The organism is Chlorobaculum parvum NCIB 8327 (assembly GCF_000020505.1).
Classification (GTDB): Bacteria; Bacteroidota; Chlorobiia; order Chlorobiales; family Chlorobiaceae; genus Chlorobaculum; species Chlorobaculum parvum_A.
This window is the reverse complement of the sequence record NC_011027.1, coordinates 523,807-548,193: the sequence shown is the minus strand read 5'-3', so window position 1 is coordinate 548,193 and position 24,387 is coordinate 523,807. Positions and strand designations below refer to the sequence as shown.

The 24,387-nt window shown below is 55.9% G+C and carries 18 protein-coding genes; 7 read left to right on the top strand and 11 right to left on the bottom strand.

Annotated features, from left to right (window positions below):
* Nucleotides 1–75 precede the first annotated feature (75 nt).
* Nucleotides 76–2,826, top strand: a complete 2,751-nt coding sequence (gene ppdK, locus CPAR_RS02600; RefSeq protein WP_012501762.1) for a pyruvate, phosphate dikinase — start codon at nt 76–78, stop codon at nt 2,824–2,826.
* Nucleotides 2,827–2,926: 100 nt separating this feature from the next.
* Here ppdK and CPAR_RS02595 read toward each other — a convergent pair whose 3' ends face one another.
* Nucleotides 2,927–5,536, bottom strand: coding sequence for a plasma-membrane proton-efflux P-type ATPase (locus tag CPAR_RS02595; protein WP_012501761.1), 2,610 nt, complete (start codon nt 5,534–5,536; stop codon nt 2,927–2,929).
* Between the two features lie 38 nt (nt 5,537–5,574).
* Here CPAR_RS02595 and CPAR_RS02590 point away from each other — a divergent pair, with 38 nt between their 5' ends.
* On the top strand, nt 5,575–5,769 hold the full coding sequence (locus tag CPAR_RS02590) for a hypothetical protein (RefSeq protein ID WP_041466106.1): 195 nt from the start codon (nt 5,575–5,577) through the stop codon (nt 5,767–5,769).
* Between the two features lie 57 nt (nt 5,770–5,826).
* Here the strand turns inward: CPAR_RS02590 and CPAR_RS02585 are convergent, their stop codons facing one another.
* From CPAR_RS02585 to CPAR_RS11130, 3 genes are all read right to left on the bottom strand, one after another.
* Nucleotides 5,827–6,015, bottom strand: a complete 189-nt coding sequence (locus tag CPAR_RS02585) for a YgaP family membrane protein (protein WP_012501760.1) — start codon at nt 6,013–6,015, stop codon at nt 5,827–5,829.
* Nucleotides 6,016–6,285: 270 nt separating this feature from the next.
* Nucleotides 6,286–6,657 carry a hypothetical protein gene (locus CPAR_RS02580; RefSeq protein WP_012501759.1) on the bottom strand — a complete coding sequence of 124 codons (372 nt, stop codon included), beginning with the start codon at nt 6,655–6,657 and terminating at the stop codon, nt 6,286–6,288.
* Between the two features lie 420 nt (nt 6,658–7,077).
* On the bottom strand, nt 7,078–7,248 hold the full coding sequence (locus CPAR_RS11130) for a hypothetical protein (protein ID WP_012501758.1): 171 nt from the start codon (nt 7,246–7,248) through the stop codon (nt 7,078–7,080).
* A gap of 221 nt (nt 7,249–7,469) precedes the next feature.
* Between CPAR_RS11130 and uvrA the strand changes: the two genes are divergently transcribed.
* Both uvrA and CPAR_RS02570 read left to right on the top strand, forming a co-directional pair.
* On the top strand, nt 7,470–10,325 hold the full coding sequence (gene uvrA / locus CPAR_RS02575) for an excinuclease ABC subunit UvrA (protein ID WP_012501757.1): 2,856 nt from the start codon (nt 7,470–7,472) through the stop codon (nt 10,323–10,325).
* A gap of 27 nt (nt 10,326–10,352) precedes the next feature.
* Nucleotides 10,353–11,054: a DUF1003 domain-containing protein gene (locus tag CPAR_RS02570; RefSeq protein WP_012501756.1), complete on the top strand. Its 702-nt coding sequence runs from the start codon at nt 10,353–10,355 to the stop codon at nt 11,052–11,054.
* A 263-nt stretch (nt 11,055–11,317) separates the two neighbouring features.
* Here CPAR_RS02570 and CPAR_RS02565 read toward each other — a convergent pair whose 3' ends face one another.
* Nucleotides 11,318–12,142 carry a 3'-5' exonuclease gene (locus CPAR_RS02565; protein ID WP_012501755.1) on the bottom strand — a complete coding sequence of 275 codons (825 nt, stop codon included), beginning with the start codon at nt 12,140–12,142 and terminating at the stop codon, nt 11,318–11,320.
* Nucleotides 12,143–12,627: 485 nt separating this feature from the next.
* A complete protein-coding gene (locus CPAR_RS02560; protein WP_012501754.1) occupies nt 12,628–13,869 on the bottom strand; it encodes an MFS transporter in 1,242 nt (413 codons plus the stop codon).
* 276 nt (nt 13,870–14,145) lie between these two features.
* Between CPAR_RS02560 and CPAR_RS10590 the strand changes: the two genes are divergently transcribed.
* On the top strand, nt 14,146–16,092 hold the full coding sequence (locus CPAR_RS10590; RefSeq protein WP_012501753.1) for an ATP-binding protein: 1,947 nt from the start codon (nt 14,146–14,148) through the stop codon (nt 16,090–16,092).
* 5 nt (nt 16,093–16,097) lie between these two features.
* Here CPAR_RS10590 and CPAR_RS02550 read toward each other — a convergent pair whose 3' ends face one another.
* Nucleotides 16,098–16,763: an HAD family hydrolase gene (locus CPAR_RS02550; protein WP_012501752.1), complete on the bottom strand. Its 666-nt coding sequence runs from the start codon at nt 16,761–16,763 to the stop codon at nt 16,098–16,100.
* 147 nt (nt 16,764–16,910) lie between these two features.
* Nucleotides 16,911–18,719 (bottom strand): B12-binding domain-containing radical SAM protein, encoded by a 1,809-nt coding sequence (locus CPAR_RS02545; RefSeq protein WP_012501751.1) that lies wholly within the window; start codon nt 18,717–18,719, stop codon nt 16,911–16,913.
* Between the two features lie 317 nt (nt 18,720–19,036).
* On the opposite strand from CPAR_RS02545, the gene CPAR_RS02540 reads away from it, so the two are divergent.
* Nucleotides 19,037–19,960 carry a bile acid:sodium symporter family protein gene (locus tag CPAR_RS02540; protein ID WP_012501750.1) on the top strand — a complete coding sequence of 308 codons (924 nt, stop codon included), beginning with the start codon at nt 19,037–19,039 and terminating at the stop codon, nt 19,958–19,960.
* A 321-nt stretch (nt 19,961–20,281) separates the two neighbouring features.
* Nucleotides 20,282–21,274 carry an ATP-binding region, ATPase-like protein gene (locus tag CPAR_RS02535; protein ID WP_012501749.1) on the top strand — a complete coding sequence of 331 codons (993 nt, stop codon included), beginning with the start codon at nt 20,282–20,284 and terminating at the stop codon, nt 21,272–21,274.
* Nucleotides 21,275–21,371: 97 nt separating this feature from the next.
* On the opposite strand, the gene hcp is transcribed toward CPAR_RS02535, so the two are convergent.
* The 3 genes from hcp to CPAR_RS02520 are packed head-to-tail and all read right to left on the bottom strand — an operon-like array spanning nt 21,372 to nt 24,297.
* Nucleotides 21,372–23,000: a hydroxylamine reductase gene (hcp, locus tag CPAR_RS02530; RefSeq protein ID WP_012501748.1), complete on the bottom strand. Its 1,629-nt coding sequence runs from the start codon at nt 22,998–23,000 to the stop codon at nt 21,372–21,374.
* Nucleotides 22,997–23,434, bottom strand: coding sequence for a tetratricopeptide repeat protein (locus tag CPAR_RS02525; RefSeq protein WP_012501747.1), 438 nt, complete (start codon nt 23,432–23,434; stop codon nt 22,997–22,999). The genes hcp and CPAR_RS02525 overlap by 4 nt, the downstream gene beginning before the upstream one ends.
* Nucleotides 23,428–24,297, bottom strand: coding sequence for an ATP-binding protein (locus CPAR_RS02520; protein ID WP_012501746.1), 870 nt, complete (start codon nt 24,295–24,297; stop codon nt 23,428–23,430). Before CPAR_RS02520 ends, CPAR_RS02525 begins: the two co-directional genes overlap by 7 nt.
* Nucleotides 24,298–24,387: the final 90 nt, after the last annotated feature.

Below are 24,387 nucleotides of genomic sequence, written 5' to 3'. Positions count from 1 at the left end.
CTCGGAAAAATACTTTTCCGAACTCTTTTTTACATGAGTTTATTTGTTTTTTCGGGTCAACCAACCAATAGGAACATGCCGAATTCGAACGCTAACGAAGAATCAGCCGCAGCAAAGCAGTACATTTACAGTTTTGCAGGCGGTGCCGCAGAAGGGGATGCCTCAATGAAAAACCTCCTCGGAGGTAAAGGCGCAAACCTGGCTGAAATGGCCAACATCGGTCTGCCTGTCCCTCCCGGCTTCACCCTTTCCACCGAGGTCTGCACTTACTACTACGATCACCAGAAAACCTACCCCGCAAACCTCTTCGAAACTGAAATTCCGGCAGCGCTCAAAAAGGTCGAAGATTACCTTGGCAAAAAGTTCGGCGACCCCGACAACCCGCTCCTCGTCTCCGTCCGCTCCGGCGCTCGCGCCTCGATGCCGGGCATGATGGACACCATCCTCAACCTCGGCCTCAACGACACGACGGTCGAAGGCCTGGCCCGCAAATCGGGCAACGCCCGTTTCGCCTGGGACTGCTACCGCCGCTTCGTCTCCATGTACGGCGATGTGGTGCTCGACCTCAAGCCGGCCGACAAGAAGCAGATCGATCCTTTCGAGGAGATTCTCGAACAGAAAAAGCATGAGCTCGGCATCCACCTCGACACCGAGTTCCAGGTCGATGACCTCAAAGACCTCGTAGCCCGCTACAAAAAAGCGATCCTCGACAAGACCGGCAAGACCTTCCCCGAAGATCCGAAAGAGCAGCTTGAAGGCGCAATCGGCGCCGTGTTCAACAGCTGGAACAACGACCGCGCGATTGTCTATCGCAAGCTGAACCACATCCCCGGCTGGTGGGGCACCGCCTGCAACGTCCAGGCGATGGTGTTCGGCAACATGGGCGAAGACTGCGGTACCGGTGTGGCCTTCACCCGCGACGCCGCCGCTGGCGACAATATCTTCTACGGCGAGTTCCTCATGAACGCACAGGGCGAGGATGTGGTAGCCGGAACACGCACGCCGCTCAAGATTGCGGAGCTCGCCGAGGGCAAACCGGAGATTTACAACCAGCTCGAAGAGATTCGCTCGATCCTCGAACAGCACTATCGCGACATGATGGACATCGAGTTCACCATCGAGAACGACAAGCTCTTCATGTTGCAGTGCCGCGTCGGTAAACGTACCGGTCTGGCCGCAATCAAGATCGCGGTTGACATGTACAACGAAGGGCTGATCGACGAAAAAGAGGTGCTTCGCCGAATCGAACCGGAACAGCTCAACCAGCTTCTCCGCCCGGTCTTCGACCTCAACGAAAAGAAAGCTGCCATCGACGGTGGACGCCTGCTGGCTACCGGCCTCAACGCCGGTCCTGGCGCTGCCACAGGCCGCGTCTACTTCAACGCTGACGACGCGATGGAAGCCAACGCGCGTGGCGAAGAGGTGATTCTGGTCAGAATCGAGACCTCTCCAGAAGACATCAAAGGCATGAACGCCGCCGAGGGCATCCTCACCGAGCGTGGCGGTATGACTTCGCACGCAGCACTCGTCGCCCGTCAGATGGGTAAGGTCTGCGTCGCCGGCTGCGGCACGCTCCGCATCGACTACAAGGCTGGCGAAATGCGTGTCGCCGGCAAGGATATCGTCATCAAGGAGGGTGAGTACATCTCCATCGACGGCACCACGGGCGAGGTAATCGCCGGTGAAGTCAAGACCAAAAACTCCGAAATCCTCGAAGTACTGATCGACAAGACCCTCGACCCTGCAGACGCTCCGACCTTCAAGATTTACGACCAGCTCATGCAGTGGGCCGACAAGTACCGCAAGCTCGGCATCCGCACCAACGCAGACCAGCCTGACCAGGCTGAAATCGCCGTCACCTTCGGCGCGGAAGGCATCGGCCTGTGCCGCACCGAGCACATGTTCTTCGGCGGCGACCGAATCGACGCCATGCGCGAAATGATTCTCGCCGACGACCTGGCTGGCCGCAAGGTGGCGCTCGACAAGCTTCTGCCCTACCAGCGCGACGACTTCTACGGTCTGTTCAAGGCAATGGGCTCCAAACCGGTCACCGTGCGCCTGCTCGATCCGCCGCTCCACGAGTTCCTGCCGCACACCGATGCTGAAATCAAAGATCTGTCAGGCAAAATCGGCAAGAGCGTTGAAGAGATCAAGAGAAACATCGAAAGCCTGCACGAGTTCAATCCGATGCTCGGCCTGCGCGGCTGCCGCCTCGGCATCCTGCACCCGGAAATCATCGTCATGCAGGTTCAGGCAATCATCGAAGCCGCCTGCCGCATCAAGCAGGAAAAGAAGCTCGACATCGTGCCTGAAATCATGGTTCCGCTCGTCAGCACCGTCAAGGAGCTTGAAATCACCAGCGAAGTGATCCACAAAACCGCCCGCAGCGTCATCGCCAAACAGGGCATCGGCGTCAAGTATCTGGTCGGCACCATGATCGAAGTACCACGCGCGGCGATCACCTCAGACCAGATCGCACAGGCTGCCGACTTCTTCAGCTATGGCACCAACGACCTGACCCAGATGGGTCTCGGCATGAGCCGCGACGACTCCGGTCAGTTCCTGCCGATCTACCAGCAGCAGGAAATCTTCGCCCGCAACCCGTTCGAGAGCATCGACATCGACGGCGTTGGCCGTTTGGTCAGCATTTCGGCCAAAGAAGGCCGCTCGGTCAAACCCGACCTCAAGCTCGGCATCTGCGGCGAGCACGGCGGCGATCCGGCCACGGTCGAGTTCTGCCACAAGACCGGTCTGAACTACGTCTCATGCAGCCCGTTCCGCGTGCCGATTGCACGTCTGGCGGCAGCTCGCGCTGCACTGCTCTGATCCACGGCAGACAGCAACATTTCAACGCAAAAAAGGCGGCTCTCAACGGGCCGCCTTTTTTGTTTCATGGATGAACGATCTTCAATTTTCAGAACGATGATCAGGCGTGGTTGCGCTGCAGGAAGACTCGCTTGACAGCCAGCTTGATCGCGTCGTTGATGACGAATTCAAGCAGCGCATAAGCCCAGATCAAAAGCGCGTAGGTCCAGCCGATGGGGGTCACGAAAAGGCCGTACACGGCGAAAATCGTACCGAGAATCTCGGTGCCAAAAGTCGCGCCGAACAGCAGCGGCGATGGCCAGGGACGCTGCCAGAACCAGCCCTCCGCACGAGTGACGTAGAGTGTGCTGTGCCCGGCGATGATGAGCTTGAGGAAGAGCAGCGTCTGGATCATCGGCTCCGAAAATCCGTACTGCTGCAACAGGAAAAAGAGCAGGAACGATGCGATGACGCCGAACAGGCCGAGCGAACTGGCGATGATGAGCAGCTCCTGCATGTTCCAGCGCACCGGCGTTGCATGAATCTTGCTGTTGTCGTAAGCGATGGCGAGGATCGGGATGTCGTTGAGCAGCGCCAGCAGGATAATCATGAGCGGCGTGATCGGGTAGAAGTTGAACACCACGATCGAGAGCGTCATGAAGAGAATAATGCGGATCGTCTCGGCGATGCGAAAGGTGGCGTAGCTCTTCATGCGGGCGAAGGTGAGCCGCGCCTGCTGCATCGCTTCGTTGATGACCGACAGGCCGGGCGCGGTGAGCACGATGTCCGCCGCCGCGCGGGCCGCGTCGGTGGCGTTCGAGACCGCGATGCCGCAATCGGCCTTCTTGAGCGCGGGCGCGTCGTTGACGCCGTCGCCGGTCATCGAGACGATGTACCCGCCCTTCTGCAACGTATCGACGATACGGTACTTGTCCTCCGGCACCACCTCGGCAAAAATATCGACCTCCTCGATCATTTCCACAATGGCCGATTCGTGCGTGTGGATGAACTCGCGCTCCAGCAACCGGGTGTCGTAGAGCTTGCCGACCTGCTCCATCACATCGGCAGCAAACGCCTTGGCCTCACGCAGTTCCACTTCGCCCTTGAGCTTCCGATAGATCGCCGTCGTAAGCACTTCGGCAAGTTCAAGCAGTTCGTTGGCCGACGCGCCCGAAAGCTGTGACGAGCGAATCGTCCTCTGTTCGAAACCGAGAATCCCACCGATTTCGCGGGCGATGGCGAGGTTGTCACCGGTCACCATTTTCACTTTGACACCAAACTTGTACATCTCCTCGATCACCTGCCCGGAGTCCTCGCGCGGCGGATCGTAGAGCGGAATCAAGCCGATCATCCGGAACGCGCCCTCGCCCTCCTTCAGGCCGACGCCAAGCGTGCGATAGCCTTTCGAGGCCAGTTCGTTCACAGAGTCGTTGATCTTGCGGCTGACCGCATCATCCAGTCCGGCCATTTCGATCACCACCTGCGGAGCGCCTTTGACAACATGCAGCCGCCGCCCATCCTTTTCGGCGTCGGCCTCCGTACGTTTGCTGACCGGATCGAAGGGCGTGAAGCTCGTCTGCTTCCACGATTTCCAGTCAACTGACTTTAGCTTCGTGTCGAGATAACTGAAAATCGGCAGCTCGACCGGATCGTTGTTTTCGGGTCGCGAGGCGAGCGCGGCGTAGAGGAACAGCTCCTGTTCGGTGAATCCTTCGAGCACCTCAGGATTGGCCACCTCCATCTGGTTTTTGGTGAGCGTACCGGTCTTGTCGGTGCAGAAAATATCGACCCCGGCCAACTCCTCGATAGCCGTCAGTCGGGAGACGATCGCCTGCCGTTTGGCGAGATTCATCGCGCCGACTGCCATCGTCACCGAGAGCACAGCGGGCAAGGCGACAGGAATCGCCGCCACGCTCAGCACAAGCGCGAAGCGAACGATGTCGATCAGCGGCTCGTGGCGGAAGAGCGAGACCATGACAATCAGCAGCACCAGCACGAGCGTCACCATGATGAGGAAGTTGCCGATCTGGATCACCATCTTCTGGAAGTGGCTGCGCTCCTGCCGCTGCGCCTCAGCAACAAGGGCGACGACGGACGAGAAGCTGGTGTTCATGCCGGTGTTGAGCACCACGGCGAGCATTTCGCCCTGCTTGACGATGGTGTTGGCGAACGCTACAGCGCCGGTTTTGCGCGTCACCGGCAGCGACTCGCCGGTGAGCGCCGCCTGGTCGATGAGCAGATAGTCACCGTCGAGCAACTGCACGTCGGCGGGCACGATGTCGCCGATGCGGATTTTCACGATGTCGCCCGGCACCAGCTCGCGCACCGGAACCCGCACGAACTGGCCATTGCGCCGAACCGTCACCTCCTTGGAAAGCCGCTGCTTCAGCGCCTTCAGCGCGTTAAGCGCCCGGTGCTCCTGCATGAAATCGAGACCCGCGTTGACCAGCAGCATCACGAGAATGATGCTGAAATCCTCCCACTTCTGCACCGCTGCGGAGAGGATCGCCGCCACCTCGATCATCCACGGAATCGGCCCCCAGAATCGCCGGAAAATCCGGTGCCACAGCGCTTCCTCCTTCTCCTCGATCTCGTTGAAGCCGAACCGGCTCCGGCGCTCTGAAACCGCCTTGTCATCTAACCCGAGATTGCGGTCAACCTTCAGCTCTGCAAGCGTCTCTTCGACCGGCTTGTGCTCGTACTCCTTGCTCTTCCTCCCCTGTCCATCCATGCTGTTTCGTATCAAAAGTTAACGGCTAAAATCTCCCGATGCCTTTGCAGAAAAACACGATAAAGATGATCTGCACCACAGCGCAAAAAATGAAAAGCGGATTGGCGCTGAAAAGTTTCGTGCATCAGCCTGTAGAACGAAAAGAAAAAGCGGCGCGGCGCGGCACGAACACGGCTGCAAACCGCCGTTTCGGGAGGAAACAAAAAAAGGGAGATCGAAATCGATCTCCCTAAAACATTGAACGCCTTGCGGAGCTTTTCCGGATCAGGAAAAGCCGGATGACGGAAGCCTCAGTCGGCGTATTTGTTGGAGGTTACTTCGAGCACCTCATAAAGAGGGCAGTAACCGACGATAGCCGTTACAAGAGGGATCAATCCGATGAGCCCGACAAGATTCTGAAATACAACGGCATAGACCAACATGACCACGCCAAGGATTGCACGAACGGTACGATCTTTTTGCCCCATATTTTTCTTCATGGTTGCTCCGTCAAGGTTTATGATCAGGATTGTAGAGTTCGGCAGAGCACACTGAAAAACCTGTTAGCATCTCGTCAAATCAAGGGAAATAACGTTTCAGCATGTCCGCAGGTAACTGCTTTCATTACAGACAGTTCATAAAATATACAAAAAGATCGGTCAACGCCAGCACCCTGCTGTCCCCAGCTTGGTTTATCAGAGAATTACCGGAATATCGGCGCTCATCATAATGCGGAACATCCTGTTTTTCTGAAAAGCCCAAACTTGATTTCACTTCTCTATCACCCAGGATTCGGCTTCAGCCCGATCCAAAAAGGCGCGCATTGAAAAAACGAAGGCCTGATGCCCCGCCTCCTCACAGAAAAGCTGTGCCATGGCGTGATGCGTACCGGTCGAAGTCACAATCGCCGTCTTTGTCCTGGTCGCCTTGCGGGGATAATAGGCTTTGATCATCTCAAAGAGATCGTACAGGCTGATATTCGAGAAATCGCACTCGCACCCTTCGAACATCCAGATGGAGTTCTTGTGAGGATATTCGGGGTGGAGAAAAATTTCTCGCAATGCCTTAAACAGTTGTTCCTGATCTACGGAACCCTGAAAGTTGACACACAAAAAAGAGGAGTGGTTTTCAATAACATGCATGACTTCTTCCTCTTTTTCAGAAAAAAGCGTTTGGTCGATCGATCCACAGCACAGAGCTATTATGAATCATGGAAAGAGACTGATATAATTTGCACACTTGAAAATTGGGGGAACAGGTCGGTAATTCATCATAATAAAAAACTTATAGGCCGTTAACAATATAGTACCGTAAACTAACGGCAATATATATCAACAAAAAAGATGGAATCACGAGAATGGCTTGGCAGGAAATGCCGGACTTATGGCACTATTCAGAGGCGCCTGCCTAGAAACACAGCAGGGGTTCCAGTGGTGTTTTTCGATAACAACCAGCCGGAACCCCTGCAATAAAAGAACTGTACATCATGCAATCAAAAGCCATGAATTTGCAGGGGCATGGTTTTCGATTGCAATTCTCAAACAGATGGTCAGTTCACTGTATCAGGCTTGGGGATTCTCTTCCTTGGGCTTGAAAAACATACAACCGCCTTCAGCGACGACATCCTTGCCGAAGCAGGTACCGACGGACGGATTCGAGGGATTGACGGTAAAGCTCTGGCACTCCTGGCACTGCTTGCCGGGCTCCGCCTTCTGTTTGTACATGATCTCCATGTTCGTACTATAATTTATCGGTTCAAAAATGGTTAATCCGCCTCATGACGGACGGTTGAAATATATGCTTCCAAACGAATTTTCACAGCCATTGTAACCCTCCTGAAACCTTATCATAACCGGAACCGTTTGAAGCGGGAAAGCCGTTTTTCAGGGTTGATGTTTCGGAGAACATTGATAGATTGAAGGATAAACATTTTCAGGGTTTCACGATACAGCGAATGGATTTCAGCCACATCAGCATACGAGGCGCACGGGTTCACAATCTCAGGAACATCTCACTCGACATTCCCCGCAACAAGCTGGTCGTCATTACCGGCATTTCGGGGTCAGGCAAGTCGAGCCTGGCGTTCGATACGATCTATGCCGAGGGGCAGCGGCGTTTCATGGAGACGCTCTCGCCCTACGCACGGCAGTTCATCGGCAACATCGAGCGGCCCGATGTCGATTTCATCGAGGGGCTGTCGCCGGTGATCTCGATCGACCAGAAGAGCACCAGCCGTTCGCCGCGTTCGACGGTGGGCACCGTGACGGAAATCCACGATTTCGTGCGGCTGCTGTACGCGAAGGCCGGACGGCGCTACGACCCGGTGACAGGCCAGATGCTCCAGAAGCAGAGCGAGGAGAGCATCTGCGAGGCGATTCTCGATATGCCGGAGGGGACAAAACTCCAGATTCTCTCACCGCTGGTGACGGGGCGAAAAGGCCACTACCGCGAGCTGTTCGACCGGCTCATCAAGAAAGGATTTCTGCGGGCTCGGATCGACGGCGAGTACGTGGAGCTGACTGCCGGAATGCAGATCGAACGGTACAAAAGCCACAACATCGAGCTGGTGGTCGACCGGCTGGTTGCGGGACCGGGCATCGGCGAGCGGCTCACTCAAGCGGTCAAACTGGCGATTTCGATGTCGGAGCACAAGTCGTCGGTGATCTGCGATACGGACGATGGCGAACGCTACTTCAGCACGCAGTACGCCTACGCGGACGGCACCGTGCCGGTAGATGTGCTCGCACCGAACCAGTTCAGCTTCAATTCGCCCTACGGCGCCTGCCCGGAGTGCAACGGCCTCGGCGAAATCATGCAGCTCTCGGCGGAGCTGATGGCGCCCGACATGACACGCTCGCTCGATGACGGCGCAATCGAGCCGTTCGGCAAGCCTGGCAAACGCAACGTCTGGCAGGTGATCCGCGCCATCGCCAAAGAGTTCGAGTTCAGCCTCTCCACGCCGGTGTCGAAAATTCCATCCGAAGCGTTCGACATCCTGCTCTACGGCTCTGGCAGCCGGACGTTCGACGTCGGCTACAGCTACGCGGGCAAGGAGCATCTCTATCCGCAAACCTTCCAGGGCGCGGTGCCCTACGTCGAGGAGGTGCGGCTGAACGCCAATACTCCGAAGCTGCGGGAGTGGGCCGAAAGCTTCATGATCCGCCAGACCTGCCCGGTGTGCGGCGGCGCGCGCCTGAAGCAGGAGAGCCTGCACGTGAAGGTCGATGGCCTGAACATCGCCGAGGTCGAAGCGCTGCCGCTCCCCGAAGCACTGGAGTTCTTCCGCCTGCTGCCGCCGAAGCTCACCGCCAAGGAGAAGCTCGTCGCCGCACCGGTTTTGCACGAAATCACCAAGCGCATCGACTTTCTGCTCAACGTCGGCCTCGGCTACCTCGCGCTCGACCGTAACTCGCAGACCCTCTCCGGCGGCGAAGCGCAGCGCATCCGACTCGCCTCGCAGCTCGGCTCGCAGCTCTCCGGCGTGCTCTACGTGCTCGACGAACCGAGCATCGGCCTGCACCAGCGCGACAACCACAAGCTCATCGACTCGCTGCACCGCCTGCGCGACCTCGGCAATACGGTGCTGGTGGTCGAGCACGACAAGGACACGATGCTTCAAGCCGACCAGATCATCGACCTCGGCCCCGGCGCGGGCGAGCACGGCGGGCTCGTGGTGGCGCAAGGCACGGCGGCGACGCTCGGCCCGGACTCCGTAACGGCGGGCTACCTCAACGGTACGCTGTCGGTCTCGTTCCCGCCATCGGCACCATCTGAAGAGGACGGCAAAAACGAACAACGTTACCTCAAGCTGAAAAACTGCCGGGGCAACAATCTGAAAAATGTCGATGCTGAATTCCCGCTCGGTTCGCTCATCAGCGTCACCGGCGTGAGCGGCTCCGGCAAATCGACGCTCGTCAACGAAACACTCTACCCGCTGCTGGCGCGCCACTTTTACCGCTCGAAAATCCTCACGCTGCCGTGCGACGGCATCAGCGGCATCGAGCTGATCGACAAGGTAGTCAACGTCGATCAGTCGCCGATTGGCCGCACGCCGCGCTCCAACCCGGCCACCTACACCGGCGCGTTCACCTTCATCCGCGACTTCTTCACCCGCCTGCCCGAAGCGCAGATTCGCGGCTACAAGGCGGGCCGATTCAGCTTCAACGTCAAGGGCGGACGGTGCGAAGTGTGCCAGGGCGCGGGCACCCGCAAGATCGAGATGAACTTCCTGCCGGACGTCTATGTGCAGTGCGAACACTGCAAGGGCGAACGCTACAACCGCGAAACCTTGCAGGTCAAGTACAAGGGCAAGTCCATCGCCGACGTGCTCGAAATGCCCATCGAGGAGGCCGCTGAATTCTTTGCCGACTTCCCCCGCATCCGCCGGATTCTCGATACGATGCAAAGCGTCGGTCTCGGCTACCTCAAGCTCGGCCAGCCTTCGCCACTGCTCTCCGGCGGCGAAGCGCAGCGCATCAAGCTCTCGGCGGAACTGGCCAAAATCCAGACCGGCAAAACGCTTTACATCCTCGACGAACCCACCACCGGCCTGCACTTCCAGGACATCCAGCACCTGCTCGCCGTGCTGCGCAAGCTGGTCGAAAAGGGCAACACGGTGATCGTCATCGAGCACAACCTCGACATCGTGCGCAACAGCGACTGGATCATCGACCTCGGCCCCGAAGGCGGCAACGGCGGCGGCCAGATCGTCGCCACCGGCACACCGGAAGAGATCGCGCGGCGCACCGACACGCACACCGGCCACTACCTCAAGCTCGACGCGGGCGACCTTCTGACGGGTACCGACTAACCGAAGAAAACTCAACACGAGACCACCATGAGCACGACCGATACGCACGCGCACACCTGCCAGATTTGCGGAGAAAAGAGACCCTCGCAGCTCCGGCGGGCCATCGTCGTCAGGCCTGTCGTCTCGAAAATCATCCGGGAAAAAACCGGAAGCTGGGATGAAAACGGCTGGATCTGCCTGAACGACCTGCAACAGTTCCAGCACCTCTACGTCGAATCGCTGCTGGAGGAGGAGAAGGGCGAGCTGACGGAGCTTGAGCGGGATGTGATCGAAGGGCTGCGCAAGCACGAAATTTTGTCGGAAAACCCGGACATCGAGTTCGACAAAAATCTCACTCTCGGCCAACGCATGGCGGACGGCATCGCTGAGTTTGGCGGAAGCTGGAAATTCATCATCATCTTCGGCGTCTTCATCGCCGCATGGATGGCCGTCAACGTCGTGGCAATTCTGGCCAAACCGTTCGACCCCTACCCCTTCATTCTGCTCAACCTCGTGCTTTCGACCCTCGCCGCCATACAGGCTCCGGTCATCATGATGAGTCAGAACCGACAGGAGGAACGCGACCGACAACGCGCCATTTACGACTACAAAGTCAACCTGAAAGCCGAACTCGAAATCCGGCAGCTCCACCAGAAAGTCGACCACCTGCTCTCAAAGCAATGGGAGCGGCTGGTGGAAATCCAGGAGATTCAGATGGAGCTGATCAATGAGCTGCGAAGCCGGAAGTAGGAAGGCACATAGAACAAATGGTTCAGATAGTTTCTTTGTGAGAAATTCAATCACCCAATCGTAGTCCAAATCGAAATCGAGCTTGCAATCGTGATCGAAAAAGCAGTCCCGGAAACCCGTTCTGGTTTTCAAACCATGCAAATTGTGATATAATCCACCTACTCAAGAAGGATTGCTGACAGTATTTCAAAATTGAGTTATCGCGCTTACTGAACAACACCCCCTACTCTCTTCCGCCTTACGACAATCATTTATTCAGTCGACTAGCGTAATGTTTTCCACGCATCGAGAAAAAGGGCCAGATGCTCCGAACCGCTCTCAATCTCCTGAAGCAGAAGAGTTTCTAACGTATGCTCTTCCTGCACGAATTCATCTTCCGTCAGCATTCCGGAAAAATAGGCGGTTCTCAGCCATACAAGGTAGGTCGAGATCGCATCGAACTGATTGTACTCGACAATTTTCCTAATATCGCCTGATCGCCATAAATCGATTACGTCAGCACCATCGGTTCCCATTTTGCCTGGAATTCCAAGTGAAGATGCTAATTCGTGGAGCGATGGCATCGCTTTTCCGTAGCCACCAACCAGATCCTTCAAATCGATGCTAAAATCGCTATATCTGTTAAAGTAATCCACACCTTCCCAAGGCTTGTCAGGGCGATGACAAAAAGTCGGTGCACTTACCCTGTTCGCAAGGGCTCTTTGGTACAGAATAGGCAGATCGGCATTTGACGAATTGAACCCTACGATCTGTGCTCTTTGTTTCCCGACGGCTTCCAAAAACTGTCGGATAATTTCCCCTTCCGCTTGCTCGCTAACATCCAGGCCGGGTAGAGATATGAGCTTAAGAGTTACTTCGTCTCGCACCATTTTTCGAACAAGCGCAGCAATGGAGACGACCCTGCACATCACCGTTTTCAGATATGGGCGAGGGTCATCCGGTGTTGCACCACCCTCTCGCCACATGACGTCAAGGACTTCATCATCAGAGGCTGTATCCGGGATCTTGTAAATACGCCTGCCTGACGCCGGATCCGGAACCCACTCGACATCGAAAACAACTACGTTATCTGTGATGAACTTGTACATTGTGACTCCTCAGTTTAGAACATCGGCCAATCAACCAAAGCATAAGACACGACACCGACTGTATCGATCAAGGCATAGTTTTGTCAGATTGTTGTCCATCAGCTTTCTTGCAAACCGATCTCTTGAATAAACCTTGATGGCGACTGACGACGGTTGTTAACGGATGAGAATATCCAAAGGGCCCTTTCAGCACGGGTCATGGCTACGTAGAAAAGCCACCGGGCGTCTTCCAAACCTAATAATTATCACCCCACACAAAAGGTTACTTACCTACCATTTTTAATACCCTGCATCATACTGATTCCAAAGCATCAAAAACAGAGGAAACAGGCTATCATTTTAAACATTGGCAGGACATAAAGATGAGGAGTGGAAACAAAGTCACATGAGACGTATGGGTCAGACAAGTCCTATGGAACCCATAAGACTTGTTTGACCCATTAGACCAATAAGCACAATTGGGCTAATACGACCCAATCCCGGCGTCACATAAACTCCTCGAAATAATCGAGGTCTTTGTGGAAGGTCTCCTCCAGCGCGGCGAGTGAAACAAACGCCGCGACCATGCAGATTACCCCCACGATAATCGCGCCGCCTTCGAGACCGAACTGGCCGCGAGTGAACTGGAAAAGCATCGTGATCGGCACCACCATGCCGCGCACGAGGTTCGGCACGGTAGTGGCTACCGTTGCTCGCAGATTGGTACCGAACTGTTCGGCGGCCACCGTCACAAAAATGGCCCAGTATCCGCCCGAAAATCCGAGCGCGAACGAAACCCAGTAGAAAGCGGTCGGCGTCGCTCCACGCTGCATGAAATAGACCGCAATGGAGATGATGTTCAGCACAAGGAACACCAGCACCGCCTTTTTGCGGCTCTGCAGTACCTGGCTCAACAGGCCACTCGACAGGTCGCCGAACACCAGGCCGAGGTAGCAGAACATCACAGCGTTACCTGCAGAGATCGTACCCTTGATGCCGAGCGCCGTGGCGAATTCGGGCGAAAAGGTGATGAGCACGCCCACCACGAACCAGATCGGCACGCCGATGAGGATCGAGTTCAGGTAGCGGAAAAAGCGCTCGCGGCTGGTGAAGAGCGCCAGCAGATTGCCTTTGCTGACTGCCGCTTTGGACTCGATCTTCTGGAACATGCCCGACTCGGAAACCTTGAACCGAGCCACCAGCAGCACCAGTCCAAGCGCACCGCCGATAAAGAAAGCTGTACGCCAGTCGTAGTGGGTCGCCACCGCATTGGCCAGAATCGCGCCAGTCACGCCGATCGAGGCCACCAGCATCGTGCCGTAGCCGCGGATTTTCGTGTGCAGAATCTCCGAAACCAGCGTGATACCTGCCCCCAGTTCTCCGGCAAGACCCACTCCCGCGATGAAGCGCAGCACGGCATAGGCCTCCAGCGATCCAGCAAAACCGTTGGCGATATTGGCCAGCGAGTAGATCAGGATCGAACCGAACATGATCTTCAGGCGCCCCTTCACGTCACCCAGCCAACCCCACAGCACACCGCCAACCAGCATTCCGATCATCTGCATGTTGAGCAGATAGACGCCGTAATCGATCAACTCCTGCCCTTGCAAACCGAACGCTTTGAGGCTCGGCACGCGCACGATGCTGAACAGCACGAGGTCATAAATATCCACGAAATAACCGAGAGCGGCCACAATAACCGGAAGACTGAAAACGTCGCGAATGCTCGCGTGAGATGAGTCCTGCATGGGGTAAAATGGATAAACAATTAACAATCAAACGACAAGGATAATACAATTTTTTTCCGGGATATAACCGCGGCCAAAGCCCACCGGATTGTCAACCACAATGGGTTGCAATCGCCGATAACTGGTACTCCGTTGCTGAACTGAACGACCGGCGTTTCTATTAACGCCGTGTATTTTTATGCAGGAAAATGCATAGATTAAAAGTCAGATAACGCTCATGTGCAGAACCCCAAGAAACCTGAGCTGGTAACGTTCAGCTGCTATCAATCGACTCCAATGCCTGAAAACCTGCATGAACCGCTCTTGCCGAACCTGCAACTCGACGAGCTGCTCGCTTCGGCTCCATGCAACGTTCCGAAACCGGTGTTCATTCTGGATCGGGAAGGCAAGCTTCTGTGCCCTGACGGCTTATTCAGAGACAACCTCCCAACCGACCGCCGAAAGTTCTTGCCCGGCGATCACGAGTCGAAAAAGATCATCGACCTTGAGACCCGAAAGGCAATGGCCGAAGAGGTGGTGCGCACCGCTCAACCGAAACGATTCGACAGCGTTCAGGACGGCGTCGCCTACAGTTACACGCTCTATCCGCTCGAATCGTTCGACGGCGGCATCGGCAACCTCCTCCTGACCGTCAGTGAACGCAGCACCCAACAGGCACCTCAATCAGACGAATCGAACAGCCTTGCAGCCGCAACGGAACTGTATGACGCCATACCGGCATCGATCATCATCATCGATGCACGGATGCGACTGGTCGGCTGGAACCGCTTTTCACGCGACACCATAAACGGCTTGAGCGACAACGAGATGCTGGGCATCAATCCCCTCAGACGCGTACATCCCGACGATTTACCTGAAATCAAACGGAAAGTACATAACATCCTCCAGTTCGACACCGAGGAAAGCGGCGAGTACAGGATGTTCCACAAAAACGGTCCCCCTTATAAATGGGCCATGATCCGCGGCAAACGGACCATCATCGACAATGAGCCTTGTATCGTGGCTGTTGTGACCGAAATCACCGAACTGAAAAAAGCAGAACAGCAACAGAAAAAGCTGCAAGAGCAGTTACTCCAGCTCCAGAAAATGGAACTCGTCGGCCAGCTTGCCGGAGGTATCGCGCATGATTTCAACAACGCCCTTGCAGCCATCATCGGCAACACGGAGCTGGTGCTCAAAAAGCTCGACCCAGCCCACCCCACCGTATCGAACATCAGGGATATTCACACGCTCGCGACTCGCTCTGCAGACCTCACCCGCCAGTTGCTCGCCTTCGCGCGCAAGCAGGTAGCGATGCCCCAGGTGTTCAACCTGACCGAGGCGATTTCGGAGAGCCTGCACCTGCACCAACGCCTCCTCGACGACAACATCCAGCTCGAATGGCATCTGTGCGAAGAGCCGATCCAGGTAAAGTTCGACCCAACGCAGCTTGAACAGATTCTCTCCAACCTGCTCATCAACGCACGTGACGCCATCGAGGGAAGTGGACGCATCACGGTCAAATGCGGAGGCGTACGGTTCGATCCGGACGATGGCAAAACCGGCACGCCCGGGCTCTCACCAGGGCACTATGCAAAACTGTCGGTCACCGATAACGGCAGCGGCATCGAAGCTACAGTCTTGCCCCACATCTACGAACCATTCTTCACCACCAAAGAGGTGGGCAAAGGTACCGGACTTGGCCTTTCAACCGTCTATGGCATTGTGAGGCAGAACAATGGCCATATCGAATGCAACTCAGAACCCGGCAAAGGCACGACTTTTGAGATCTGGCTCCCCCGGCATCAGGAACCGCAGGAAACGGACGTACCTGCGGATAAACCGCAGACTGAACTGGAGACTAAAGCGACGATCATGGTGGTCGAGGACGAACCCTACATCCTCAAACTGGTGCAGGATATTCTCGAAAGTAACGACTTTACGGTCTTGACGGCAATTGATGCACACGAGTGTTTAGGCGCAGCCGAAACCCATGAGTACCGGATCGATCTGCTCGTAACCGACGTGGTACTGCCAACGATGAACGGCATCGAGCTGAGCCAGGAGCTCCAGAAGAAAAATCCGGCCTTGAAGTGCCTGTTCATGTCAGCTCATGCACCGGAGAACGTCAACGGTCAGAAAAAACTCAGGGATGGAGTGGATTTTATCCAGAAGCCGTTCGGCATCGACGACTTCCTCCGCGCGATCGACCGTGTGCTGAGCAGTAAAGTTGAAAAGATCTGAGGGGCTTACCAACCTCCCCCGGCCGGGCACTTTCCGGCGTTGACATGCTTCAGCACGCCGGATACATCAGCCTCGACCGCATGTGCGCTATCGAACCGCTGCACGCGGGTCAGCGCGTTGGGCACCGCGATGCAACGCAGCCCGGCAGCCACCGCTGAATCGAGCCCGCGACGCGAATCCTCGACCGCCAGGCAGCGCTCCGGCTCAACGCCGAGCAGCTCCATCGCTTTGAAATACGGTTCCGGATGAGGTTTTGGGTTTTTGACCTCGTCACTGGTCACAATCACCTCGAAATGGTCGAGCAGGCCATGCGCCGCGTGCATCAGCATCACCTTGTCGCGGTCACTGCCAGTCACGACCGCCAGCCGAACCGTGCCGGAGAGTGCTTCGATGGTTTCGCGCACCTTCGGCATCAACGGCACGGGCTGCTGCAAGCGCTCGACAAACGCCGCGTTGCGCCGGTCAAGCAGTGGACGCACCAGCTCTTCAGCAAGGCCAAGTTCACGAGCCAGCTCGCCGCTGTGCCGGGCGTTACCGAGATACTCGATGCCCCAGAACTCCTCATCGATCGTCAATCCGGCATCAGCGAAAAAGCGCCGCGTCATTTCGAAGAACACCGTCTCACTGTCAACCAAAAGCCCGTCATTATCCCAGAGAATCGCTTCGATCATAAAGTCAGCTACGTCTTTGTAATGGTTTTTCCCGTGATCCGAATTGGAATCGGGATCGAACCTCGTCATTATGAATTTCTTGTAGGGGCAGACCTATGTGTCTGCCCCTACAAAGGCTTTAGAACAACATCGTCGTCCAAACCTTTATCACCGCATACAGCCTCGGTACAACCGCCAGAAACGCATCGCGACTTTGCGGATGTCGCGGTCGGCGAAGAGCGCGAGCACCTGGCGGGATGTGAGGCGCGGGTTGTTGCGCATCAGTTCATTGCGATAGAGCAGACGCATGAGCGCGTCCATCGAGAGCGAAAAGGCCGCATCGACCACCTCGTCGAGACTTACGACAGGAAACTTTGTCGGCTCGCTCGACGCTACCTCACGCAGCTTGAGCACCCGACGGTCGCCCGCCTGCTCGACGACGAAGTCGATCCGGTTGCCCGATGCCGCGTGCGCGAGGCACACGCCGGTCGGCTCTTTGAGAGGCAACGGGGGCGGCGTTTTGGTGTAGTCGAGCTTCGGATTGGTGCCGAGCCACAGCTCGAACGCCTCGAAGACGATCTGCGAAGCCTCCTTGCGGTCGAGCGTTTTGTTGACCTTCAGCAGGAACACGAGCTGGAACAAATCCTTCAGGAACGTGAGCAGCACGCCGCGATTGTCGTCGCGCTTGAGCACGGAGCGGTAGTCGCAGAAGGCCACGTTGCAGTAGACCATCATGCGCATGATGTCGCGGTTCTCCATGTGCGCCGTGCGGATCACCGGCACGAAGTTGTTGTACAGATCCCAGTCGAAGGAGGTGATGTTGTTGTCGCGGGCGTACTCGTCGAAAATCCTGGTGCCGGGATAGGGGGTCATCGCCATGAAGAGCGTCTGGCGCAGGCCGAGCGCTCGGGCGAACTTCGGATAGGGCATCGTATCCTCGACGCTCTCCGAATAGTGGCCAACGATGAAGTACCCCTCCGAGCCGACGCCATACTGGTTCAGCAGCTTGATCGCGGTCGTCACCTCGTCGAGCGAGTTCTCCTTGTTCATCAGGGCGAGCGTCTTCGGGTTCGGACTCTCGATGCCGAGACCCACCTTGCTCAGGCCGATTTTGCGCAGCTTCGGCAGAATGCGCTCGGCGCGGATCACATCCTTGGCCCGCGTCTCGGTGACGATCCGGAAGTTGGTCAACCCGCGCTCGATCATCAGATCGCAAATCCGCTCGACGCGCCTGATGTTGGTCAGGAAGTTCGCATCCCAGATTTTCAGCAGCTTCTTCTTTTTGCGGTCGTGCAACTGCGCGATCTCCTCGACCACGTTCTCAGCACTCCGTCCGCGCCAGTGCTTGTGCATCTTGTCGTTCGCGCAGAAGGAGCAAACCCACGGACAGCCGCGCGACGTATAAATCGTGTCGATCGTGTAGTCGCTGCTCTTCTCCCCGAACCGCTTCGGGCGGAGCGAACGGAGCGGAAACCGGATCGAATCCACATCCTTGATAAGCTCGCGGATGCCGGTATGGACGAACGCGCCGTTCTCCTTCCAGCAGAGTCCTTTCACGTCACGCGAGGGGCCTTTTTCGACCAGCTCGCGGAAGGTCGCCTCCCCTTCGCCGACCACCACCAGATCGACGCAGCCGAGATCGAGCACCTTTTCGGGCAGAGCGGTCGGATGGAACCCGCCCATCACCACCGTCACGCCATGCTTTTTCGCAATCCGCGCCAGCTTCTCTGCATTGTTGAACCCGCCAGTCATCGACGAGATGGCGACGAGATCGAAACGCCGCGATTTCAACAACGTCTCGAAGCTCTCGAAAATCCCGTCGTTGTAATAGTTCTCCGGCATCGCCATGCTCTCGACGATGTCCTCGACAGCAGCCGCCAGATAGCAGACGCCGATGCAGTCGCTGATATACCTCGGAAACGGCGTAACAATCGCCTGCGGAGCTTCGACAAAGCAGATGTGTTTGTAGTACGCCATACGGTGGGATTAGTTCCGGATTGGGTTCAGATCAAGGAAATATGGAAGGATAACGATGCGATAAGCTAACCCCGAAGATTAGGCCTACACTCCGCTAGAAGATACGTGATTAATATGAAAAATGGGATGGATACGAGCACACTGCCTCCTCAGCAGCTGGAAATTATGGCCTCACTGTCCGGAAAGGATGCCGATGAAAATGGGAATCGAAATGCTCGATAAGTAATGCAGCAGTAACACCTGATGCTTTTTTCAGGGCTAAACCGTTACCTTACAGGCATTACAAGCTCTATCCGGAACCCGGCAACTCATCCCCTATGAACGCGCTGAACCGTCATTTTCTTCTTGTTGCATTATCGGCTTCCCTCGTCGCTCTGCTGTTTCCGCCTTCGTTCATCTGGGTCAAGCCTTTTATCGCGCCGCTTTTGGCGCTGATCATGTTCGGCATGGGGACAACAATCAGTACAGGTGATTTCAGGGATGTCTGGCGAAAAAGAAACATTGTTCTGCTCGCTGCGGTTGTGCAGTACACCGTCATGCCGGGACTGGCGATGCTCATCGGCAACATGTTGCGGCTCCCTGAAGAGCTGATGATCGGCATGGTTCTTGTCGGCAGTTGTCCGGGCGGAACCGCTTCCAACGTCATCGTCTACATCTCAAAAGGGAATGTACCCCTTTCGGTGACCATGACCATGTTTTCAACGATGCTTGCGCCCGTGCTCACCCCGACGATTATTTACCTGCTGCTTCAGAAATCGATCGATGTCTCATTCAGCGACCTCTTTCTCTCGGTTTTTCAGCTCGTCGCGCTTCCGCTTTTCGGCGGTCTGTTGCTCCGTCACTTTTTTGCGAAACAGACGGCGCAGCTCGAAACTGTTCTGCCATCGATCTCCGTCATCGCGATCACGCTCATCATCGCCTGCGTGATGGCGCTGAACGCCGAACGCGTGCTCGCTTTTCCGGCGACGGTGATTGCGGCTGTCGTGCTGCACAACCTCGGTGGTCTTGCCGCCGGCTATGCGGTTGCAACTCTGGCTCGATGTGAAGTTATCGACAGGCGTACCATTGCCATCGAAATCGGAATGCAGAATTCGGGACTGGGCGTAACGCTGGCCAATCAGTTCTTCCAGCCGCTCTCGGCGCTGCCGGGCGCACTCTTCAGCTTGTGGCACAACCTCTCCGGCATCGCGCTCGCACGCCACTGGAACGAAAAGGCAACGGCTGTAGAAAGCGAGGCGTAACAAAAAAAGCTGCCCCGGCAAACAACACCGGAGCAGCTTCGACATAAGATATGTTCTTGTAATGCGCGATGCAAGATATCAATGCGCTGATAGTTTTGTAATTGAAATTTGCGATTTGATAGAAGTTGTACTTTGGATTTATGACATGAAAAAATAATCGCCTCTTAAAGAATAACGAAAGAGCAAAAACTCCTTTTTTTCGATATATTAATTTTCAAACAGTTCAGTCATAAGGTATAAGCACAATAACCGATATTGAAAAAAATCATAACTGGTTATCCTTTATAAAGAAACCATAAAATCAACGTCAACTAAAGTTTGATGGAAACTGTAGCATGTCCGCAGCATTGGAATACGCTGGGAGCAATTTCCCTTAATCGCCGCCATCAGGAACTCATTAATGCTCCTGATGTCGGAGTCGATGTTCGTTCCATCGACTTCGTCAAACCATTCGGCACCCTTTTAATTGCTGAATCTCTTCGCATTTTCGTACTGAATCGAGCTGAACGAGGCCTTACGACGCACTTGATTGGGGAAAATCAAATTATTAAATCAACAAGTAATGCGTTGTCATACCTCAAGTATTTCGGATTCTTTCATTTTGTAAGGCTTTCCTATGGCAACAAAACGGGAATTGCTCCGGGTTCAAACACCTATATCCCGATCACAGAAATAAAATTCGAAAACTTAATCAAGAAAGCCGAAGACATACAGTTCCAAGACACTATAAAACGCAAGTGTGATAAACTAGCAACAATCATTGTAAATGATGATTACTCTAAACTTCTAGTCGGGTACTGCTTCCGAGAAATCATCCGAAATGTTTATGAGCACTCTCACGCAAACTATTGCGTGATTATGGCACAGAAGTATTCGAACCAAGTCGAAATAGCCATACTTGATACCGGCATCGGAATATATGAATCGTTGCGTTCTGCGGATTGCGTGGTGGAACCACAGCATGCGCTTCGGTATGCTCTGCTTCCTGGTGTTTCTAGAGCATTAAACTTAGAAAGCAAAAATCGCTGGGCTAATAGTGGTTTTGGGCTGTATGTCTTATCAGAACTTGGCAAAAAAATGGGCGCGTTCGAAATCTGCAGCTCAGGCAACATACTGTCTTGTTACCCAAAGCACGAAAACATAAATACTTTAAATTATTCAGGCACGGGAATTAGATTGGTCGTTTCTCTTAAAAACGCCGAATACTTTCCTAACGTGCTTCAATCCATAGTAGAGCAAGGAGAACAAGAGACATTCACAAGAACAGGTATTCGACATTCAGCGTCAATGAGTACACATGGTCTATGGGGGTAGTCACTTGTAAAACGGAGTTAATATCCTGTGTTAGCCCATAACCACAAACGGCGGACCGAGGTCCGCCGTCGTAGTTTTGCTATCCAGTCAATCCTCCTCAGTTCCCTGCCATCATCGCCTCTACATCGGCATCAACCGTGCCAATCGGCTTGAGATCGAACGTCTTCACCAGCGCGGTAGCGATGTTCGGGGTGAGGAACTCGGGAAGTGTTGGGCCGAGCCTGATGCCTTTGACTCCGAGGTAGAGGAGGGCGAGCAGCACCGTGACCGCTTTCTGCTCGTACCAGGCGATGTCGTAGGAGATCGGCAGGTCGTTGATGTCGTCGAGGCCGAACACCTCCTGAAGTTTCATGGCGATCACGGCCAGCGAGTAGCTGTCGTTGCACTGACCGGCGTCAAGTACGCGCGGAATGCCACCGATGTCGCCGAGCGGCAACTTGTTGTAGCGGTACTTGGCGCATCCGGCGGTGAGGATAATCGTGTCCTTTGGCAGCGCTTCGGCTACGTCGGTGTAGTACTTGCGCGTGGCGTGGCGTCCGTCGCAACCGGCCATGACCACGAAGCGCTTGATCGCGCCCGATTTGACCGCATCGACCACCTTGTCGGCCAGCGCCAGCACCTGGGTGTGGGCGAAGCCGCCGACGATCTCGCCGTTTTCAAGCATGGTCGGAGCCTTGCAGGTTTTGGCCAGCTCGACGATTTCCGAAAAATCCTTCTGGCCGCCTTCAGCGCGCGCCGGAATGTGCTTGAGGCCGGGATAACCCGCCATGCCGGTGGTGAACATACGGTTGCGATAGGACTCACGCACCGGCACGATGCAGTTGGTGGTCATAAGAATCGGACCGTTGAAGCTCTCGAACTCCTGATCCTGCGACCACCAAGAGTTTCCGTAGTTGCCGACGAAGTGGTCGTACTTCTTGAATGCCGGGTAGTAGTGCGCTGGCAGCATTTCGCAGTGGGTGTACACGTCCACGCCGGCGCCTTCGGTCTGCTTGAGGAGGTCTTCCATGTCGCGCAGATCGTGGCCGGAGATGAGGATGCCGGGGCGGGTGCCGACGCCGGTCTTGACCGTGGTGATCTCCGGATTGCCGTAGGTTTCGGTGTTCGCCTTGTCGAGCAGTGCCATCGCCTTGACGGCGGTCGCCCCGCACTCCATCACGAGGCCGAGCAGCTCGTCGGCGGAAAGCTCTTTGGTCAGGGCGGACAGGCCCTTGACGTAAAAGGCGTAGATGTCGTCGTCGTTGTAGCCAAGCACGGCGGCGTGGTCGGTGTAAGCGGCAAGGCCCTTAATGCCGTAAAGAAGAAGGCTCTTGAGCGAACGAAGATCGGGGTCTGCGCTCAGGCTGTCGATGCTGGATGCCATCGCCTTGCCGAGGAACTCTTCGCGGGTGCTGCCACTCCAGGTCGCGGCGTCGTGCTCCGGCGTGGTTCCGGTGAGCGTTTTGATTTCATCGCGCATGGCGAGCGCCTTTTGGATCTGCACCTCGATGGATACGTCATCGAAATTGGTATTGGTGACGGTCACGAACAGGCACTCGCTGATGAAGCGCCCGTACTTCCGGTCGAGCGGCTGCGGAAGCGCTTCGGCGCATAAAGCGATGCCCTCGGTCGCGTAAACGAGCACATCCTGAAGCGCCGCGGTCCTCTCATCCTTGCCGCACACGCCACGAACGAAACAACCCGTCCCCTTGATACTCTCCTGACATTGATCGCAATGCATAGTCATGCTATGTTCTCCTTTTGGTTCTGTTGTTTGTTCAACTCCGGTGACAGAATGCGGGCCAACTGCCTGTCAGCTGAGGCTCCGTTCATATCACCAAGCTTCTGTTTTGCAAGCGCCCTCTGCATGAGAGCTGCCTTCATGATGGATTTGCGGGGACGCGCTTCGATGACGGCGCTGAAATCCTCGACCGCCCCTTCGTAGTCGCCGGTTTCGTAACGAATCATCCCACGATTACCCCAGGCCACAATCCGCTCCCGATAGCGCAGACCGAGCTTGATGGCCATCGTCAGGTCGTCCAGCGCACCCGCCAGGTCACCAGCGGCGCTCCTGACTCCGGCGCGGCTGCACCAGGCATCGGCGTTGAGCGGGTCGGCTTCGATCAGGCGGCTGATCTCCTCCTCAGAGCCACGCCATGCACCGAGCGCATCCTTCAGCATGAAACAATCTCCTCCTCGGCCAGCACCTTGCCGGTCACGCTGACGACAATACGTTTGACCGGCACCGTGCGGCTTGCCTTTTCAAGCGCCTGCATCACCAACGCCGTCAGGCCACTGCAGCAGGGCACCTCCATAATGGCCACGGTGATGCTTTTCACTTCGGCCATATCGATCATGGCGACGAGCTTTTCGAGATAGCGATCCATGCCGCTGTCGAGCTTCGGGCAGGCGACGGCAAGCGCGCTGCCGTCGAGCAGACGGCTGTGAAAGTCGCCCATCGCGAAGGCCACGCAGTCGGCGGCGAGCAACACATCGGCGTCGCGGAAGTACGGTGCGATCGGGCTGACCAGATGCAGCTGCACCGGCCATTGGCGCAACGCACTCGGAGAGGGTTCGGACGAAGCCGCAACTACCGATGGCGCGGCGTGACCGTTGCTCCGGAAATCCATCGTGCGGCTGCCGGGACATCCGCCGCCGTGATGCGCGTGACCGTTGGCAGCCTGCGCTTCAAGCGGATTGGCAATGCACTGCTCGCGGAGATAGTCGAGCGCCGTTTGCAAATAGCCCATCTCGCCGTGCTCCTGAAGATGACGCAGATGCGCTGCAATCACGTTCGGCCCGGCCTTTACGATGCTCTCGGCCATCACGCGCCGCTCGTCGTACGGCTCGGCTTCGCGGGTCTCGACCTGCATCGCGCCGGTCGGGCAGTGCCCGATGCACGCGCCGAGGCCGTCGCAGAAGAGGTCGCTCACCAGCCGCGCCTTGCCGTCGATCACCTGAAGCGCCCCCTCTGGACACGCCGGAATGCACTCGGCGCAGCCGGTGCATTTTCGTTCATCTATCGTTATGATCTGCCGTTTCATCGTGTTTCCTGTTTTTTTTTATTCAGGAGGGTTTCAACCCTCCGGACATTCAGCTCTCTTACATTCTTATTGCCCCGGCTTTCAAGCCGG

What these genes read in the sequence shown, in the direction of transcription:
- ppdK (WP_012501762.1), top strand. Translation starts at nt 76, where the DNA reads ATGCCGAATTCGAACGCTAACGAAGAATCAGCCGCAGCAAAGCAGTAC.
- CPAR_RS02595 (WP_012501761.1), bottom strand. Translation starts at nt 5,536, where the DNA reads ATGGATGGACAGGGGAGGAAGAGCAAGGAGTACGAGCACAAGCCGGTC.
- CPAR_RS02590 (WP_041466106.1), top strand. Translation starts at nt 5,575, where the DNA reads ATGCCTTTGCAGAAAAACACGATAAAGATGATCTGCACCACAGCGCAA.
- CPAR_RS02585 (WP_012501760.1), bottom strand. Translation starts at nt 6,015, where the DNA reads ATGAAGAAAAATATGGGGCAAAAAGATCGTACCGTTCGTGCAATCCTT.
- CPAR_RS02580 (WP_012501759.1), bottom strand. Translation starts at nt 6,657, where the DNA reads ATGCATGTTATTGAAAACCACTCCTCTTTTTTGTGTGTCAACTTTCAG.
- CPAR_RS11130 (WP_012501758.1), bottom strand. Translation starts at nt 7,248, where the DNA reads ATGGAGATCATGTACAAACAGAAGGCGGAGCCCGGCAAGCAGTGCCAG.
- uvrA (WP_012501757.1), top strand. Translation starts at nt 7,470, where the DNA reads ATGGATTTCAGCCACATCAGCATACGAGGCGCACGGGTTCACAATCTC.
- CPAR_RS02570 (WP_012501756.1), top strand. Translation starts at nt 10,353, where the DNA reads ATGAGCACGACCGATACGCACGCGCACACCTGCCAGATTTGCGGAGAA.
- CPAR_RS02565 (WP_012501755.1), bottom strand. Translation starts at nt 12,142, where the DNA reads ATGTACAAGTTCATCACAGATAACGTAGTTGTTTTCGATGTCGAGTGG.
- CPAR_RS02560 (WP_012501754.1), bottom strand. Translation starts at nt 13,869, where the DNA reads ATGCAGGACTCATCTCACGCGAGCATTCGCGACGTTTTCAGTCTTCCG.
- CPAR_RS10590 (WP_012501753.1), top strand. Translation starts at nt 14,146, where the DNA reads ATGCCTGAAAACCTGCATGAACCGCTCTTGCCGAACCTGCAACTCGAC.
- CPAR_RS02550 (WP_012501752.1), bottom strand. Translation starts at nt 16,763, where the DNA reads ATGATCGAAGCGATTCTCTGGGATAATGACGGGCTTTTGGTTGACAGT.
- CPAR_RS02545 (WP_012501751.1), bottom strand. Translation starts at nt 18,719, where the DNA reads ATGGCGTACTACAAACACATCTGCTTTGTCGAAGCTCCGCAGGCGATT.
- CPAR_RS02540 (WP_012501750.1), top strand. Translation starts at nt 19,037, where the DNA reads ATGAACGCGCTGAACCGTCATTTTCTTCTTGTTGCATTATCGGCTTCC.
- CPAR_RS02535 (WP_012501749.1), top strand. Translation starts at nt 20,282, where the DNA reads ATGGAAACTGTAGCATGTCCGCAGCATTGGAATACGCTGGGAGCAATT.
- hcp (WP_012501748.1), bottom strand. Translation starts at nt 23,000, where the DNA reads ATGACTATGCATTGCGATCAATGTCAGGAGAGTATCAAGGGGACGGGT.
- CPAR_RS02525 (WP_012501747.1), bottom strand. Translation starts at nt 23,434, where the DNA reads ATGCTGAAGGATGCGCTCGGTGCATGGCGTGGCTCTGAGGAGGAGATC.
- CPAR_RS02520 (WP_012501746.1), bottom strand. Translation starts at nt 24,297, where the DNA reads ATGAAACGGCAGATCATAACGATAGATGAACGAAAATGCACCGGCTGC.